The sequence below is a fragment of the Actinokineospora enzanensis DSM 44649 genome (assembly GCF_000374445.1).
GTDB lineage: Bacteria > Actinomycetota > Actinomycetes > Mycobacteriales > Pseudonocardiaceae > Actinokineospora > Actinokineospora enzanensis.
The window spans coordinates 49,100-63,056 of the sequence record NZ_KB894430.1 but is presented as its reverse complement, the minus strand read 5'-3'; the positions used below and the strand labels follow the sequence as shown (position 1 = coordinate 63,056).

Below are 13,957 nucleotides of genomic sequence, written 5' to 3'. Positions count from 1 at the left end.
CCCGACCTCATGAGTATGGGCGTCGCCATGGCCAGGTGGTCACACGATGGAGGCACGGATATTCCGTGTACCCGCTTCGCGGTGCTCCCCTTGTGCGAGACGGTGGCCGACTCGACAAGGTGGAGGCTCGCGGTGGCGGTACGGCTCAAGCTCGGCGACTACCAGACTGTGCAGGACGACCCCCTCGGCCGCGGCTACATCGGCTGCTTCCCCCGGATGACCGAGTCCGAGGCGTGGCAAGCCGGTCGGGGGGTGTGGCGGATGCGCACCGACAAAGCCAGCCGGCAACGGTTCGCGGTGATCGTCGGCGCGGGGGTGGTACTCGCGGTCGGGGAGATCACCAACCTGACCGTCCACGGCGACCGGGTCGCCCTCGACGGCGAGGTGCTGACCAAGGGACACCCGGTGCGCGACGCCTACCTCGGTCGCCCCGACCCGGCCGACACCAACTCCCACAACCCGGTCGCCTACTGCGACCTACCCGAGGAACAGCAGTTCCTGTTGCGGCCCTGTGGATGCGGCTGCGGGGAGTCGGGCGACCGCGACTTCAAGCCCGGTCACGAGATCCGCGCGATCAACGACCGCATCCGCGCCCACTTCGACGGCTCGGCACTGAAGTTCGTCCAGTGGGTCGACGCCGTGCTCGAGTCCTCGGCCGCCGCCGGGGGCAAGGACACCGTCTGATGGCCTCGGACAAGGCGATCACCGAGAACAAGCTGGTTACCGGATGGCCGGCAGCACCCCGAGTCCGGGTACGCCAGGCCCGCGCCGCCGACCTCGAGGCGCTCGCGGAGGTCTCCCGGTTGGCCGGCGCCCCGTTCGAGGGCCCGATCCGCGACGCCATCACCAGCGAGGTCTTCGGCACGGCGTTGCGCGCCGGCCTGCGCGGTGACCACACCGCCTGCCATAAGGCCATCGGCCAGCGCTACTCGCGGCTGCTCCACGACAAGGCCAACCCGCTGGCCGCCTACCTCGACGCCGGGCTGGCCCTGGTCGCCGAGCACCGCGACCACGGTGTCGTCGGCGGCCTGGTGGCCTATCCGCCGGTCACGCTGGTGGAGGGGATCGTGGACCAGATGCACCGCGAGCACGCCACGATCCAGCAGATCCAGAAGCTGTGGATGCTGGTCGGTGTCGCGCTGACGCGGGTGAAGGCCCTTGCGGTGTTCGAGCACGCCCGTGGCGCCAACATCGGTGGCTCGCTGCTCAAACGCGCCCGCCAGGTCTACGCCCACTGCGGCTTCCAGACCCTCTACGGCGCCATGCCCGACACCGCGGGCTTGGACCGGTTCTACCAGCGGGCCGGGTTCACCGTGCTGGACCACCACAGCGAGATCGACCTGAGCGTGCCGTTCGGAATGGACTTCCGGATCTGGCCCGCCGGCCAGGAACGGCTGTTCACCCGCGACTGCGACTGAGCCGGATCACCCACTCGTGCGGGCGCTCCCGGCGGCCCTGTCAGTCCCTAATGGACATCCGAGTCGACCAGAATGGCGCGGTGGCAGACAATGACGAGTTCGTCGATCCCGGCACCGAGTACACGTGGCTGGTGGAGACCAGTGACGACGGCGCGGACTGGTGGCAAGAACTGCACCCGGTCCACGGCAGCCGGGAGTCCGGCGGGATGGAGTTCGCTCGCAACGCGGAGGAGTTGGCGGCCGCGGTGCTGGGGCGTCGGTTCGCCGCGCTGCACGGCGACGAGATCTACGACTGGGAGGAACTGTGGTTCCGCGTGACGGTGTGGAACCATCGCGCCGTGTCCGACTGGGCCGGCCCCCACCAGCCTCCCTACGGGCTGGAGCAGGCTCGCACCACGCCGCAGACCCACGGAATGTACTTGAAGGCGAACAAGGCCGAGCCGCACGCGGTGGAGGTCCGGGTGCCCCGCCAGGTCCGCGACGGGGTGTGGAAGGCACACGTGAAGGCGGCGGCCTCGGGCGCGGCCACCAGCCGGTGACCGATCGATCTCACCAGGAGCACGCGATGGGAATCCTGTACGGCCCCAGCGTCAGCGTCGAGCAGTTGACCGCTGTGCACGACTTGCTCACCACACGCGGCTGGACGCTGGATGAACTCATCTGCCGCGAGAACGGCTACCCCGTGGACCCCGAGGCGCGGTGGTGCTACCCCGACAGCTTCGGCGGCGTCACCATGCACGTGGTCAGTGACGTCACCCCGTACCACCTGACCTGTCGACTCGACCTCGATGACGAGGGCGGCGTGGTCATCGGCTCCGCCGGCAATTACCTGGGCTGCGACGAGCACACCGAACGGGAACACCGCGTCCCCGGCCAGGACGACAAGCTCGACCTCGAGGGTGTCGCCGCTGTCCTGGACCGGCTGGAACCCCACGCCCGCGCGCTCAACCCCCGCGACCTCATCGAGTGCCGGTTCTTCGGCCCCTGCGGCGAGAACAACGACCACCTCTGACCAGCCATGAACTGGACGTCCATCACACGAACGGTGTAACGCCGGGTCCGACGGTGCCGACAGAGCTGTCGGTGTCTGTTCTGTCCAGGTTTCGGGGGGATGGTTGTGCGTGGTGCTGACGCGCGCGGTGACCGGTGGGGGCCGGCGGCCGTGCAGGTGCTGGTCGAGCGGTGGACCGCCGGCTACGGGATGGACGAGGAATTGGCGGTCCCGGTGCGGGCCGGGCTCGTCGGCATCCTGGCCGCGCTCGCCGATGCCGGGTTCGCGGCAGCCGAGTTGACCCCGGCCCTGGTGCGCGACGCCATCGTGGTCGAAGGCTTTGGGCTGGCCGGTCCTGATGCCGGCCCGCTGACACCGCTGCCCACCCTGGCCGAGCTGGGCGTGATGCCGGAGCTGGCGGTGGCGGTCGTGGAGGTGATGGTGGCCATGGTCGGGCTACTCGACGACATCGGGACCTCAGCCGGTTGATCCGGCGACCAAACTTCCAGCAGGACGTCTTCGGTGGCGACCGCCGGCGTCGACTGCTAACTCGCTGACCTGCGGGTTCAAGGGCTCATTGCCCCTTTCTCCCGTATCCCGGTCGGCCCCCGATCCTGGCGAGCCAGACCCGACCGTCGCGGTACTGCAGAACATGCTCGACGACGAACTTGCGGGTTCGCGGGTCACCGTCGAAATGGGCCCGTTCAGCGCGATGATCCTGGTCGCCGCCGTGCAGTACACCCTGCGACACGACGCGCTCCCCGGAGGCCGAGACGCCGCGATGGCCGCCTTCGGCTCGCTGCTCAACCAGCTCGATCCCCTGCTGGCCCAGTACCCCGGCGCGCTGGAGATCATCCTGTCCCAGAACCCGCCCACACCCTGAGCACGTCCGCCAGATCCGGTGAGAAGGACTTCCTCCCGGAAGCGACCGCGCGGACCCGTGATCGCGCCCGGCTGCCAGGATGGACACGCCGTGTCACCACTTCAAGGGAGCTGACGTGCCCGATCCGGACGACTTCGACCTGACCGCGCTGATCCGGCAGGTCGCAGCAGGCCACGACGGGGTGCACGTGGTCGATGTCGCCGACCTGGGCGGCCTTCCACCCGAGATGCGCAAGGCCGCGCACACCCTCGGCGCGGTGAACGCGCTCATCAACTACCGCCAGCAGTTGATCGAAGCCGCCGATGTCTACCTGGCCCGCCGGATCGCCACGCAGCTCGCGGAAACCCCGCCGGACGAGGGCGGCGGCGCGGACCTGTCGCTGGATAGCACCGCACGGAAGCTCGCCACCGACGCCGACCTCAACGCGTGGAAAGAACTGTCCCCCAACGGATTGCGCGACATCCTCACCCTCAGCGCCCAGTGGCTGGCCACCACCCAGCACCGGTACCTGCCTGACGCACCCGAGACCCGAGCAGAAGTCGCGGGAATGCTCGGAGACAAGTACTCGCTCGACCTGTGGAAGCTCGCCGACGAGGAACTGACGAACGCCGGGGACGCCTACGACCAGGCGCAGATGATCCCCGACAACCCGGAGCAGCCGCCCCTCAGCACGTCGCCGACCAACCAGGCCGCCGCCGAGATCGTCGCCGCCGCCGACGTGCTTGACGTGCTGGTCACCGCAGCGTTCCTGCACATGGCGGGCCGCGCGCTCGAACTCAACGCGACCGAGGCGTGGAACGAGTTTCTGCAGGCGCTCCTTCAGTAACCGGCGTGAACGGCTGTTGGAGGTGCTGCACGCCGCAGTCAGGCCACGACGGCTTGGCAAGCTCCGAATGTTGTCGCTGGTCAGCGATTTGACGGGTGTCACTGGTGCCAGGTGCGTAGGAATGCCGCGAGCTGTGCGCGTTGCTCGCGTTCCTCGGCGATGACCGCGCCGAGTTGCTCGGCGTCGACGTAACCGTCGACGGTGTCGAGCAGGAGGCCGCGCAGCGTGGCCGGGTCGATCGCCTCGACCTCCCACTGGACCGGTCGGGTCGGATCCAGGCCGTGCCGGAGGGCAAATGCTGGCCATCGCGGGTCACTCGCCTTGCCGTCGGCGGCCGGGAGGTCTGTGGCCTGTTCGACGGTGACGGCGAGTCGGTGGACGTGGGTCCAGCAACCGGTGCGCGCTACCCAGTCTCGTTCGATGTCCTCGCCGGAGGCGTCGAGGTCCCCGAGGTAGAGCAGCACGCGGGGCGTGGGTCGGTGGCGACGCGGCGGGTGACGACGTCGGCGTAGGACTGGCTGCCATAGCCGCGCACCACCAGCACCGGCACGCCGAAGTCGTCGAGCCAGTCGGGCACCTGCAGGCGCAGCGTGTCCTTCTCCACCGCGACGTACAGCGCGGTGTCCTGTCCGGTGGTGCGGTCGCGCCGATACCAGCTCGGGACCGATGCCAGCAGCTCGCCGGGATCACTGAAAATGGGGTCGAGGTGCACTTTCCGGCCGGAGTCCAGTAGGTCCGGGAACGCTCCGCGGCGGCGTTGTTCGGCCAGGTGCGCCGAGAGCTTCTTGTACGCCGTCGCGGTCAGCGGCAGAGTGCCGGTCGACGCGAGCCGGTAGAACACCTGCCGCAACGTGACTGCGTGCGCATAGCCCTCGACAACCTGCCGAGCGGCGTCCACGACCTCGCTCCACCGCAGTGGGGACATGTCCCCATCGTCCGCCGGCCGATCCTCAGCACAACCCCCTCGAGGACCGGACGAGTACGTGGAACTCAGTCGGAGGCAGCGGACCGTGGTGAACGTCCAGGGTGTGCACCACCACGGCGCCGAGGAGGCGGCGCCGTGTCGTACTGCGCCAGCATGTCGGCCAGCCGGTGCAGCGCCGGCCCGGCGGCCAGCTCGCCGTCCTCGGGTTCGCCGCCCAGCGTGCGGTACGTCAGCCGGTCCTGGCGTATCCGAGAGAACGTCTCCGGCACCGCGACCAGCAGCTTCCGTGCCGTCTGCGGTGTTTCCATCAGCCGCTGCCATCCGGCACCGCTGTCCTGAGCCGCTCGTTCCAGCGACGACAGCAGCAGCCAGATGTCGCGGCCCTCGGCCAGCTCGCGGTTCGCCCGCACCTCGGCGACGGCGTCGGTGCAGGCCTGCGCCCACCGTTCTTCGTGCTGTTGGAGCCAGGCCAGCGGAGCGAGGTCTCGGTTGAAGTCGGCCGGGTTCCAGCGTTTGACCAGTGTGGACTCCGACTTCCCGATCCGGGAGCTCAGCTTGTAGAGCGGTGTGCCGTCCGCGACGCATTCCAGTGCCTGCCGCCGCTGCTCGTCGTCAACAGGTTGCGTCAGCGCGGCGCGGGCGGCTTCGGCGACCAGCACGCGCACCCGAGGATCGGCGTGGCGCGGACCGTTGCCCGCGAGATCCCGCACGATGTCCGCCGCGACCGCGTGAAGGTTTCGTCGGGTGCGTTCCGACAGCCCCGAGGCATCCAGCAGCGGAGCTACCCGGCGCCGCACGCTGTCGGAATCGAGATCGTCGGGCTGGTCGAGCCACTGCTCCAGGCGCAGCCCACGCAGGCCGATCTTCGCCACGTGCTCGATGACGCGTTCGGCGTAGGCATCCGGTCCGCCGCAGAGGGCGAAGGCGTAGTCCACCAGTTCCCACAGCGGGTCGTCGCCGGCGATGTCGGCGGGAAAGCCGGTCTCCTGGAAGTAGCCCTCGGCCGCCCACCGGCCGCCGTCGACCCGATCGTCGCGTTCTGCCCGGCGAAGCCACGCCGCGACCACGTGCCGATCGCTGTAGTCGCGGCGGTAGCCGACCTCGGCTACGTCCAGGCCGGGCACCGACGTGGCCACCGCCCGGACATGCCGGCGCATGACGTCCGCCGTCGGGCCGTTGTCCCACGTCAGGTGCCACTTCGTGCTGCGGCCCTCCGTGGAGTAGTCGGCGTCCACGCGGATCTGGACACGTCTCGCGACGAGTTGCGCCAGCTTCCGCATCGCGGGGCCCTTGCCCTTCGCCACGTCGCCCTCCACTCATTGCGATTCAGATTCACAATGGTACTACCTGCGCCAATACGGTCGTGGGGCTCGGGGAAACAAGACAGGGTCGGCATACCCGACGCCATCGAATACACTTGTGATCATGGAGTGTGTACCGCTGTTCGGGGTATGTTGAGGCTGGCTATGGCTGGGCGCAGGGGTGGCCGCCAACTGCGTTCCCGTTATTTCTTCGGCGCGCTGGCCGCGAGTGAGCTTCTGCTGTGCTTGGTGATCACGACCGTCGTCTCGGTGTTCCCCGGCGGTGACTGGGTTCGTGACTTCCTCACCGTGCTGCCCGTTGTCGTCCTTGGGTCGGGTGTCGTCCTGCTCGTTGACCGAGTGGAATTCGGCCGCCGCCACGACGACTGAGCCCGCGCACCCACTGTCAGGAGCGCTCCGCTTCGTCCTCGAGTTCGGGGAGGGCGCGCAGCCGGATGCCGTCGGTGGGAAGCGTGCTGAGGTCGACGCCTTGGCGGATGAGCCGGGAGACCACCACGGAGGTGGACTTGCGCAGGTTGGTGCCGTTGTCGAGGTAGAGCTGTGTCGTGGCCAGCGAGGCGTGACCGAGCTGCAGCCGGATCCGGTTGAGCGAGGCGCCGGCGTCGTCGGCCTCCTGGGCGTGGGCGTGCCGGAGCTGGTGCGGGTGCAGCCGCCCGGCGTCGGCCAGGACGAGCGCGGCCTCGGCGACGATGGGGTGATCGGAGGCGGGGTCGAGCAGGCGGCCGAGCCGGTTGAGGACGTAGGTGATCGCCTGCGTCGAGAGTCGCCGTCCGGTGCTCGAGGTGAGCAGCGGCTGGGCCACGGCGGGCCGGGTGCCGACCTGTCCGGCGAGGGTGACGTCGGTGCCGGTGTCCGGGGGAACCCGGTCGGGCAGGTAGTCGTCGATGAGCGCGATCTCGTGGTCGTCGAGCGCGACCCAGCGGTACTTGCCGCCCTTGCCGCGCACGTAGAGCGCGGGGACGCCACCAGGTCCGGAGCGGTGCAGGTCGTCGAGGTCCAGGTTGCACAGCTCAGCCGCGCGCAGGCCGGTGCCGGGCAGCAGCTCGGCGATCACGCGGTTGCGGGTCCGCAGGGGCGAGGGGTCCAGTAGTGCGGCGACCTGCACCGCCTGCACCACGGCCAGCGGCGCGGCCACCGTCGGCGAGGCCGGAACGGCGGTGATGCCGAGATTTTCACGGTCCTGCCTGGTGATCAGGTCGGCGAACACGATCGTGGTGTGCTCGCGGCGGCGCATGGCCGAGTACCAGGCGCTGATCGCGCCGACACGGCGGTGCAGCGTGGTGTCCGCGTCACCGCAGAACCGGCCGTACCGCGTCCACGCGTGGGCGAGGTCGACGTCGACGTCGGTGAACGGGTTGACGTCGAAGGCCGCGCACCAGCGCAGGAACGCCTGGGGCCGCGGGCCGGGTGAACGGCGCCCGCGTTTGCCGGTGACCGGCTCGCGCCAGGTCTGCATCGCGCGCGGCACACCCAGGTCGATCGCGTAGTTCTTGGTGGTGTTCTCGCTGCCGCCGTTGCGGTGGCTGCCCTCGTAGCTCAGGGTCAGCCACTTCACGGTCTGCTCCATCGCGAACGGCAGCCAGTCCGGCACGCCGGTGTTCTGCAGTTCCGGGTACTCCTGCACGAACGCCGGTTCGGCCAGCACGAGGCTGGAGCTCACGTTCTTCCTCCTCTGGGCTGGTGTGCTCGTTCGCGATGGACGTCGGGGACTTCGCCGGCTACGTCGGTCCGGGTTACTGGTCGTCGGGTCCGAGCGCCCGCAGCGACCCCAGGGTGGTGAGGTGGGTGCGCAGCCGGTCGAGGACCTTCGCGTCGTCCCAGCCGAAGATCGTGGCTTCGGCCGCGAACTCCTCGTCGGACCACACCGCGGCGAGTTCCTCGTCGGTCGGCTCGAAGTCGACCAGACCCTCCGCCCGGACGCGCAGCGCCGTGATCGGCAGCCTCGAGTCGGCGGACCACAGGTCCCGCGTGGGCAGCCCGAGCGCGGTTCGCATCGACTCGATCCAGGCCATCGGGTTGACTTCCTGCCCGTCGAACAGCTCGCGGGCCGCGTCGCGGGGCGTGCGGTTCATCTCCTGGATGTGCCAGTGCTGCAGGAGCACGAGCGCCACGGCAATCTGGTCGGCTTCGGGCCACTCGGTGGGGATGTGACCGCCGGGACGAACCTGGTTGCACAGCTCAACCACGTGCTCACCGAACTCGTCGAGCTCTTCCTCCAGGGCACGCTCGGGATCCGGGCCCAACGTGACCAGCAGAGGGTGATGGTGTTCGCCGACGTCGAAGCCGTAGGCCTCCAGGACGTCGTGGACGGCCTGGTTCATCGTCCTGGTGATGTGGGCGCGCAGCGCCGGCCTGCTGGAGTCGTTGCTGAGCTCGTCGGGGATAGTCCAGCCCACGTACACCCCGCCCTCGGGATCGGTGCGCGGCATGATCATCGCTCCGCCGAGCGGGTCCTCCGCGACCCGGTCGTAGAGGGTGAACCCGGCCTCGACCAGCGCGGCGCCAATCCGGCGGGCGAGCTGCGCCTGCGGGTCGGCGCGGTCGTGGATGTACGTGAAACCGCCGGTCGAGATCCGGGCGAGCTGACTCTGGCGGTGCCGTTCGTACAGCTCCTGATAGGCGCGTCGGCGGGCCGCCTCGTCCTCGGTCACGGTGGTGAAGTCCTTCCTGGTCAATGCTCGTGGTGAAGAAGGTCGTCGGCCCTGGTCACGCCGATGCCGATGCGACCTCGGGCACAGGGGTGGCTATGACAGGATCCCGGCCGCGCGCAGCCGCGCTCGGCGCTGCCGTGCCTGCACGCTGATCTCGTGCCGACCGCAGCCACACCGCCCCACCCCTGGCTCGACGTACTCGCGGCCGGCCTCCGCCGCGGCGATGGACGCACGCGACTTCTCACCGCCCCAGTGACAGCGGCCCTCGATGCAGTCACCGCAGGTTGCCTCCATCTCCAGCCAGTTCAGCGCGTCCAGCAGCGCTGTGCGCCGCGGCTGGTAGTCGCTCAACTCCGGGTCCTCGATGACCGCCGAGAGCGTGTCGATCGCCTGGTGAAGCTTGGTCTCGAACTGGGCGATCCGTGCGAGTCGGTCGTCCGTCACTGAGTTCATCTGCCGTTCTCCTTTAGCCACTGGAGGTTTGTGTCGAGATGACACCTTGCACGTAATCCGCCGCTCAGATCGCGGTTCGGGCGTCGACCTTGCGGAAGCCGGTCTCGGTGCGCTCGACGGTCTGCCCAAGCACGATCACCGCCCGCCCGGCGTCCGGAACGTCGACAAGCAGGACGTCGCTGCCGGGATCGTCCGGGGCATGTCCGCCGCACCAGGCCGCCATGACCGGACGGTTGTCCAACCGCAGGGTCATCTGATCCGGCGCACCGGCGTCGATGGCCAGCTCGTGGCACGCCAGCTCCGCGAGCACGGCGGCGTCCGGCAGCGCCGGGTACTTGGTCTCGGCGTGGGACGCGGCGGGGAACTCCACCACCACCTCGCCGACCATGTCGCCGTCGGCATAGATCGCCACCTGCCCCCACTGCTCGGGTTGCGCGATCCCGAGGTGGTCCAGTTCGTAGGTGATGCCCTCGTGGGCGAACGAGGCGATGGTCTCGGTCGGCGTGCTGCTCATGCTGCGGTCAACTCCCTCAGTCTTCGTGGTCGATCAAGGACGGTTCGGCTGGGTCTTGCTGTTCAGGACACGGGGTTCCGGGGCTTGGGCCAGCCGCGCTGCGCGGGCAGCAGCGGCGCGTCGAGCTCGCGCAGCTCGCGCACGCCGCCCACCCAGGCCGTCGTCGCGTCCGCAAGCGTGCGGTGGAACGCCTCCAGCTCGTCGGCCACGGATTCGGGCACCCCGGCCGCGGCCGAGACGGCGGCGCCGACGCGGCGCACCGGTTGCGGGCCGGTGAGGTCGTAGTGGGTGATCGCGATGTTCTCGTCGGCCCAGCCGGTCTCGGCGCAGTCGGCTGCGGCGGCCTGGCTCCGGACCACCACGAAGTACACGCCAGGGCCGGGTTGCCACACGTGCACCTGGGCGTCGGCCTGGATCTCGGCCCTGGAACTGTCGGCGGGCTCGAACCGGAGCCGCAGGGTGCCAGCGAAGACCTGCGCACTTGCGCGCAGCGCAGTCGCGACGTCCTCGCGGTCGTGGGCGACGGCCAGCTCGACAGCCTCGCGCAGATGCTCGGCGGACATCGGCAGCAGTCTGCCCACGAAACTCGACGACGTCGCCGAACAGCAGGAACAGCCGAACTGACTGCCGTCGTACCAGCGCGGCGTCATACCGCAGACGGGGCAGTTCTCGTAGACGGCGGCGCGCGGGTCACGCATCTCGTGGAGGTGCCGGCGCATCAGCTCGGCCATGCTCGTCCCGTCCCTGGTGGCCGCCGCGTCGCCGAGGAATTGGCTGGCCTCGTCGACCAGCACCACGATCTTCCGGTCGTCTGCGCCGGGTACGGACGTACCCAGCTGTGCGGCGCGGGCCCGAACCAACTCACGCGCCCGCTCCAGCAGGTCGGTCGTCTCCGCGGTGTCGTCGGTCGAGTGGTCATGGGTCATCGCTGGTCACCCCTCTTCGGTGAGCTTGTGTCGATGGTGCTCTGACCGACCCGCTCCGCGGCGGCAGTGAGACCGTTGATCAGCTGGGCGAGCATCTCCTCACGGGTCAAGGCCCCCGGCGGCAGTTCGCCGGTCATGTACACCGCCACGAGGGTGTCGAGGGCTTCCCGCGCGGCGCGGCTAAGGCCCAGATTGCCGTATAGGCCCGGCCGGAGAGTCACGACCACCGGGCCACGGAACCCGCCCACCGGGGAGCCCTCGCCGACACGGTCCCAACTGCGCTGAACGAACCGTTCGAGCACCGCGTCCGCGAGCGGGTTGGGTGGCTGCGTGTCGTCGGGGTCGGGGGCGAACCACCAACGCAGCGAGCCGCCGTCGGCATGGTGGACGGCGGCGACGTGCCCCACGATCGCCTTGTGCAGACGCGTGGTCGGCACCGACCGGAACTCCGCGTGGTCAGGCAGCAGGAGCGCGTATTCATCACGGCGGACGGGTCCAGGGATCGCCGCCTCGATCCAGTCCAGGGTGGCCGGAGCCACCCAGGCCACCGCGAGCACGGCCACGGCGAACCAGACGACCCCGAAGATTGGGAGATCGGCCAGCAGCAGGAGGGCCATCGGCCCGACCCCAATAGCGACCGCGACCACCGTCCAGCACATCCAGGAGATGACGCGCCACTGCTGTCCGGACGACCGCGCGTAGTGCCTCGCGCACCACTTGCGGAACCGGTCCGACGCCGCTGGCGGCTGAAACTCGTCGCGCCTGCCGTTCTCGGTGCTGCTCATCGCGCGCCCACCGGCAATGCGACCCGCTCGCCGAGCTGGTCGACGGCGTGCGCCTCGAACAGCTCGACCTCGTCAGGGGTAGCTACCCGCCAGAGCGTCAGTACCCGGTGATCGCGGTACGCCCCGATCTGCCCGTTGCTGAAGGCGTAGCTGGTCCCACCGTCGTCGTCGATCTCGACGATCCGGACCGTCGCCGTGACGTTCGCGACCAGCACGAAGGTCACGTAGTCCCCCTCGCGGTACGCCGCCGGCGCGGTCATCGCGACGAGCTGCTGGTTGGCCTGCTCGCGCCGCGCTCGCTCGGCCGCCCACCCGCCGAGCAGCTCGTCCGCTGTCATCCCGGTCGTCTCCACAGGCCCCGCCTCCCCAGTCCGCGCCGGGCACCACGACCGCGCTCGGGCCGCACACGACGCACAAAGATCTACTTGTATTCGATAACACAGGTTATCGAAAACATGACTCCTTGTCTAGTCAAGGTTAGCTAACTAAGACTACCAGTTAGAGTTTTCTAACTTAGTCGTGTAGAATCTCGATCATGACAGAGGATGAGCGCGACCCGGCTGTTTCCCCTGGTGAGGCAGCTGAGAGCGACGCGAACGCGCTGGCCGAGCGGCCTCCCACCCCTCCGGCCTTGCGTCGCGGTGACGAAAGGCGCGAACGGCTCGCCGACCCGGAGCTGTGCGAGTTCTGCCAGCGCTACCCGCGCAAACCGGCCAGCAGGGGCGGAGGCCCGCGCCCGAGGCACTGCGAGCACGTCTGGGGCCAGGACCACCGCGGCAAGGGCGTCACCTGCGCCCGCCTCGACGACGCCCACGACCTGTGGCTGGCCGTCTACGGCGGCACCGGCCCGCTGTCCCACCTCGACGTCGACGCCCAGGCCCGCAACCTCGACGCCCTGCGCACCGCCCTCGACGCCCTGTTCGCCGTGCTCGACCCCGTGCGCGGCGACCTCACCCAGCTCGACGGGCGCCTGGCCGGCGAAGTCGTCGAGGCGCTCGCTCGCGCCGAGCAGGCCGTCGCTGACGCCGACCTGGCCCGTCAGGAAACCCAGGCCGCCACCATCGCCCGCAACGACGCACTCGCCGCCAAGCAGGAGGCCGTCGACGACGCCGCCGAAGCCCGGCGCAACGAGGGCGCGGCGCTCGTCGAACGCGACGAGGCCAAGACAGCGAAGAGGGAAGCGGAGGACCGGGAGAAGGAGGCCAACACCCGCGCAGGAGCCGCTCTTCAAACCGCCAAGGAGGCCACCGACTCGCTGGCGACGGCGAACACCACGATCTCCGAGCAGGCCACCCGGATCGGCGAGCTGACCGGCGCCAATGGCGAACTCACCTCGCGCGTACAGCAGCTCACCACCGCCACGGACGACTTGCGCGGGCAACTCGATCGACAACGCACCGAGTGCGAGAACGCGCTCAACGACGCACGCACCGAGGCCGACGCCAAGCTGCAGGAACAGCGCACCGAGTTCGACGCCAAGCTGGACGACCAGCAGACGGAGTTCGAGCGCCAACGCCGCGAGACCGAGCGCGAGACCGCCGACACGATCACCGGGCTGAACAGCCAAATCACCGACCTGACCGGCCAGGTTGCCCGGCTCACCACCCGAGCCGAGCAGGCGACGGCCGCCGCCGAGCGCAACCGAACCGCTGCTGACGACCTGACCAGGCTGCGCACACGGCTGCTCACGGCGCTCGCCACGGCCGACCGGGGCAGCGACATCACCTCGCTGCGGACCCAGCTCACCCAGATCGTGTCGGCCGAGGAGGAACCGCCGGAGGACGACGACGAGGACCGCGGGCAGTCCTAGCGCCAAAGCATTGTGAAGCAGATTCCTAATGCCTCTGAACAGGGAGAATAAGCATGACAGCCGACGTCGAGTTCGCCGTGCTGCATCCGCAGGACGGCCTAACCTTCCACACCACCACGGCCGACGAGCTCCAGAGCGCCATCGTCGGGCACATCCCCGACAAGGCCAGCCAGGGCATGGGACGCCTGCGGGCCTGGTTCAACGACACCTTCACCGCGGCGATGCCACCTAACCCGCTGGCCGCCCACGTCCTCGGCGCCATCGGCTACGACCCCAACTACCCGTGGCGTGGCACGGTCGTCATCACGGCCGAGAGCATCAGCGATGACCGGGCCGGCCTGACGGCCGACATGCACTCCGCCCTTGAAGACCTTGCTGAGCAGTGGGGGCCCAGACATCCGAGCAGTGACCGCTGACCGCAACTACGTCAGTCAAAGAACGATTAAGGGCCGC

20 protein-coding genes are annotated in these 13,957 nt (G+C 69.4%); 10 read left to right on the top strand and 10 right to left on the bottom strand.

What is annotated here, in order from left to right:
* Window positions 1-132 precede the first annotated feature (132 nt).
* The 7 genes from C503_RS0127270 (at window position 133) to C503_RS0127240 (ending at window position 4,118) form a co-directional block, all read left to right on the top strand.
* Complete coding sequence (locus C503_RS0127270; RefSeq protein WP_018685393.1) at window positions 133-684, top strand: hypothetical protein; 552 nt, start codon at window positions 133-135, stop codon at window positions 682-684.
* Window positions 684-1,418, top strand: coding sequence for a GNAT family N-acetyltransferase (locus tag C503_RS0127265; RefSeq protein WP_018685392.1), 735 nt, complete (start codon window positions 684-686; stop codon window positions 1,416-1,418). Before C503_RS0127270 ends, C503_RS0127265 begins: the two co-directional genes overlap by 1 nt.
* Window positions 1,419-1,498: 80 nt before the next feature.
* Window positions 1,499-1,957: a hypothetical protein gene (locus C503_RS43660; protein ID WP_156893540.1), complete on the top strand. Its 459-nt coding sequence runs from the start codon at window positions 1,499-1,501 to the stop codon at window positions 1,955-1,957.
* A 26-nt stretch (window positions 1,958-1,983) separates the two neighbouring features.
* Window positions 1,984-2,430, top strand: coding sequence for a hypothetical protein (locus C503_RS0127255; protein ID WP_018685390.1), 447 nt, complete (start codon window positions 1,984-1,986; stop codon window positions 2,428-2,430).
* 105 nt (window positions 2,431-2,535) lie between these two features.
* Entirely contained in the window at window positions 2,536-2,898 is a 363-nt protein-coding gene (locus tag C503_RS0127250; protein WP_156893539.1) for a hypothetical protein, read from the top strand.
* A 163-nt stretch (window positions 2,899-3,061) separates the two neighbouring features.
* On the top strand, window positions 3,062-3,292 hold the full coding sequence (locus C503_RS0127245; protein WP_018685388.1) for a hypothetical protein: 231 nt from the start codon (window positions 3,062-3,064) through the stop codon (window positions 3,290-3,292).
* Between the two features lie 115 nt (window positions 3,293-3,407).
* Window positions 3,408-4,118, top strand: a complete 711-nt coding sequence (locus C503_RS0127240) for a hypothetical protein (protein ID WP_018685387.1) — start codon at window positions 3,408-3,410, stop codon at window positions 4,116-4,118.
* A 98-nt stretch (window positions 4,119-4,216) separates the two neighbouring features.
* On the opposite strand, the gene C503_RS46955 is transcribed toward C503_RS0127240, so the two are convergent.
* The 3 genes from C503_RS46955 to C503_RS0127225 all read right to left on the bottom strand — a co-directional run bounded on the left by C503_RS46955 (window position 4,217) and on the right by C503_RS0127225 (window position 6,347).
* Entirely contained in the window at window positions 4,217-4,582 is a 366-nt protein-coding gene (locus tag C503_RS46955) for a hypothetical protein (protein ID WP_033401113.1), read from the bottom strand.
* On the bottom strand, window positions 4,522-5,043 hold the full coding sequence (locus tag C503_RS46950; RefSeq protein WP_026316743.1) for a hypothetical protein: 522 nt from the start codon (window positions 5,041-5,043) through the stop codon (window positions 4,522-4,524). Before C503_RS46950 ends, C503_RS46955 begins: the two co-directional genes overlap by 61 nt.
* A 65-nt stretch (window positions 5,044-5,108) precedes the next feature.
* Complete coding sequence (locus tag C503_RS0127225; RefSeq protein WP_033401112.1) at window positions 5,109-6,347, bottom strand: hypothetical protein; 1,239 nt, start codon at window positions 6,345-6,347, stop codon at window positions 5,109-5,111.
* A gap of 162 nt (window positions 6,348-6,509) precedes the next feature.
* Here C503_RS0127225 and C503_RS0127220 point away from each other — a divergent pair, with 162 nt between their 5' ends.
* Window positions 6,510-6,734 (top strand): hypothetical protein, encoded by a 225-nt coding sequence (locus C503_RS0127220; RefSeq protein WP_156893537.1) that lies wholly within the window; start codon window positions 6,510-6,512, stop codon window positions 6,732-6,734.
* Window positions 6,735-6,750: 16 nt separating this feature from the next.
* Here the strand turns inward: C503_RS0127220 and C503_RS0127215 are convergent, their stop codons facing one another.
* The 7 genes from C503_RS0127215 to C503_RS0127185 form a co-directional block, all read right to left on the bottom strand.
* Window positions 6,751-8,025: a tyrosine-type recombinase/integrase gene (locus C503_RS0127215; RefSeq protein ID WP_018685384.1), complete on the bottom strand. Its 1,275-nt coding sequence runs from the start codon at window positions 8,023-8,025 to the stop codon at window positions 6,751-6,753.
* A 73-nt stretch (window positions 8,026-8,098) separates the two neighbouring features.
* The gene (locus tag C503_RS0127210) at window positions 8,099-9,016 is read right to left on the bottom strand and encodes a hypothetical protein (protein WP_156893535.1); all 918 of its coding nucleotides are present in this window, start codon (window positions 9,014-9,016) and stop codon (window positions 8,099-8,101) included.
* A gap of 93 nt (window positions 9,017-9,109) precedes the next feature.
* A complete protein-coding gene (locus tag C503_RS0127205) occupies window positions 9,110-9,469 on the bottom strand; it encodes a hypothetical protein (RefSeq protein WP_018685382.1) in 360 nt (119 codons plus the stop codon).
* Between the two features lie 64 nt (window positions 9,470-9,533).
* Window positions 9,534-9,983, bottom strand: coding sequence for a hypothetical protein (locus tag C503_RS0127200; protein WP_018685381.1), 450 nt, complete (start codon window positions 9,981-9,983; stop codon window positions 9,534-9,536).
* A gap of 62 nt (window positions 9,984-10,045) precedes the next feature.
* On the bottom strand, window positions 10,046-10,909 hold the full coding sequence (locus C503_RS0127195; RefSeq protein ID WP_018685380.1) for a hypothetical protein: 864 nt from the start codon (window positions 10,907-10,909) through the stop codon (window positions 10,046-10,048).
* Entirely contained in the window at window positions 10,906-11,694 is a 789-nt protein-coding gene (locus tag C503_RS0127190) for a hypothetical protein (protein WP_018685379.1), read from the bottom strand. The genes C503_RS0127195 and C503_RS0127190 overlap by 4 nt, the downstream gene beginning before the upstream one ends.
* Window positions 11,691-12,032, bottom strand: a complete 342-nt coding sequence (locus C503_RS0127185) for a hypothetical protein (RefSeq protein ID WP_026316742.1) — start codon at window positions 12,030-12,032, stop codon at window positions 11,691-11,693. The genes C503_RS0127190 and C503_RS0127185 overlap by 4 nt, the downstream gene beginning before the upstream one ends.
* 197 nt (window positions 12,033-12,229) lie before the next feature.
* Here C503_RS0127185 and C503_RS0127180 point away from each other — a divergent pair, with 197 nt between their 5' ends.
* Together C503_RS0127180 and C503_RS0127175 are read left to right on the top strand one after the other, a co-directional pair.
* Window positions 12,230-13,504: a coiled-coil domain-containing protein gene (locus C503_RS0127180; protein ID WP_156893534.1), complete on the top strand. Its 1,275-nt coding sequence runs from the start codon at window positions 12,230-12,232 to the stop codon at window positions 13,502-13,504.
* A gap of 53 nt (window positions 13,505-13,557) precedes the next feature.
* Window positions 13,558-13,920 (top strand): hypothetical protein, encoded by a 363-nt coding sequence (locus tag C503_RS0127175; protein WP_018685377.1) that lies wholly within the window; start codon window positions 13,558-13,560, stop codon window positions 13,918-13,920.
* Window positions 13,921-13,957: the final 37 nt, after the last annotated feature.

Excerpts from the sequence above, each read along its gene's own strand:
- C503_RS0127265 (WP_018685392.1), top strand. The coding sequence starts at position 684 with ATGGCCTCGGACAAGGCGATCACCGAGAACAAGCTGGTTACCGGATGG.
- C503_RS0127255 (WP_018685390.1), top strand. The coding sequence starts at position 1,984 with ATGGGAATCCTGTACGGCCCCAGCGTCAGCGTCGAGCAGTTGACCGCT.
- C503_RS0127245 (WP_018685388.1), top strand. The coding sequence starts at position 3,062 with ATGCTCGACGACGAACTTGCGGGTTCGCGGGTCACCGTCGAAATGGGC.
- C503_RS46950 (WP_026316743.1), bottom strand. The coding sequence starts at position 5,043 with ATGTCCCCACTGCGGTGGAGCGAGGTCGTGGACGCCGCTCGGCAGGTT.
- C503_RS0127220 (WP_156893537.1), top strand. The coding sequence starts at position 6,510 with ATGGCTGGGCGCAGGGGTGGCCGCCAACTGCGTTCCCGTTATTTCTTC.
- C503_RS0127205 (WP_018685382.1), bottom strand. The coding sequence starts at position 9,469 with ATGAACTCAGTGACGGACGACCGACTCGCACGGATCGCCCAGTTCGAG.
- C503_RS0127200 (WP_018685381.1), bottom strand. The coding sequence starts at position 9,983 with ATGAGCAGCACGCCGACCGAGACCATCGCCTCGTTCGCCCACGAGGGC.
- C503_RS0127195 (WP_018685380.1), bottom strand. The coding sequence starts at position 10,909 with ATGACCCATGACCACTCGACCGACGACACCGCGGAGACGACCGACCTG.
- C503_RS0127190 (WP_018685379.1), bottom strand. The coding sequence starts at position 11,694 with ATGAGCAGCACCGAGAACGGCAGGCGCGACGAGTTTCAGCCGCCAGCG.
- C503_RS0127185 (WP_026316742.1), bottom strand. The coding sequence starts at position 12,032 with ATGACAGCGGACGAGCTGCTCGGCGGGTGGGCGGCCGAGCGAGCGCGG.
- C503_RS0127180 (WP_156893534.1), top strand. The coding sequence starts at position 12,230 with ATGACAGAGGATGAGCGCGACCCGGCTGTTTCCCCTGGTGAGGCAGCT.
- C503_RS0127175 (WP_018685377.1), top strand. The coding sequence starts at position 13,558 with ATGACAGCCGACGTCGAGTTCGCCGTGCTGCATCCGCAGGACGGCCTA.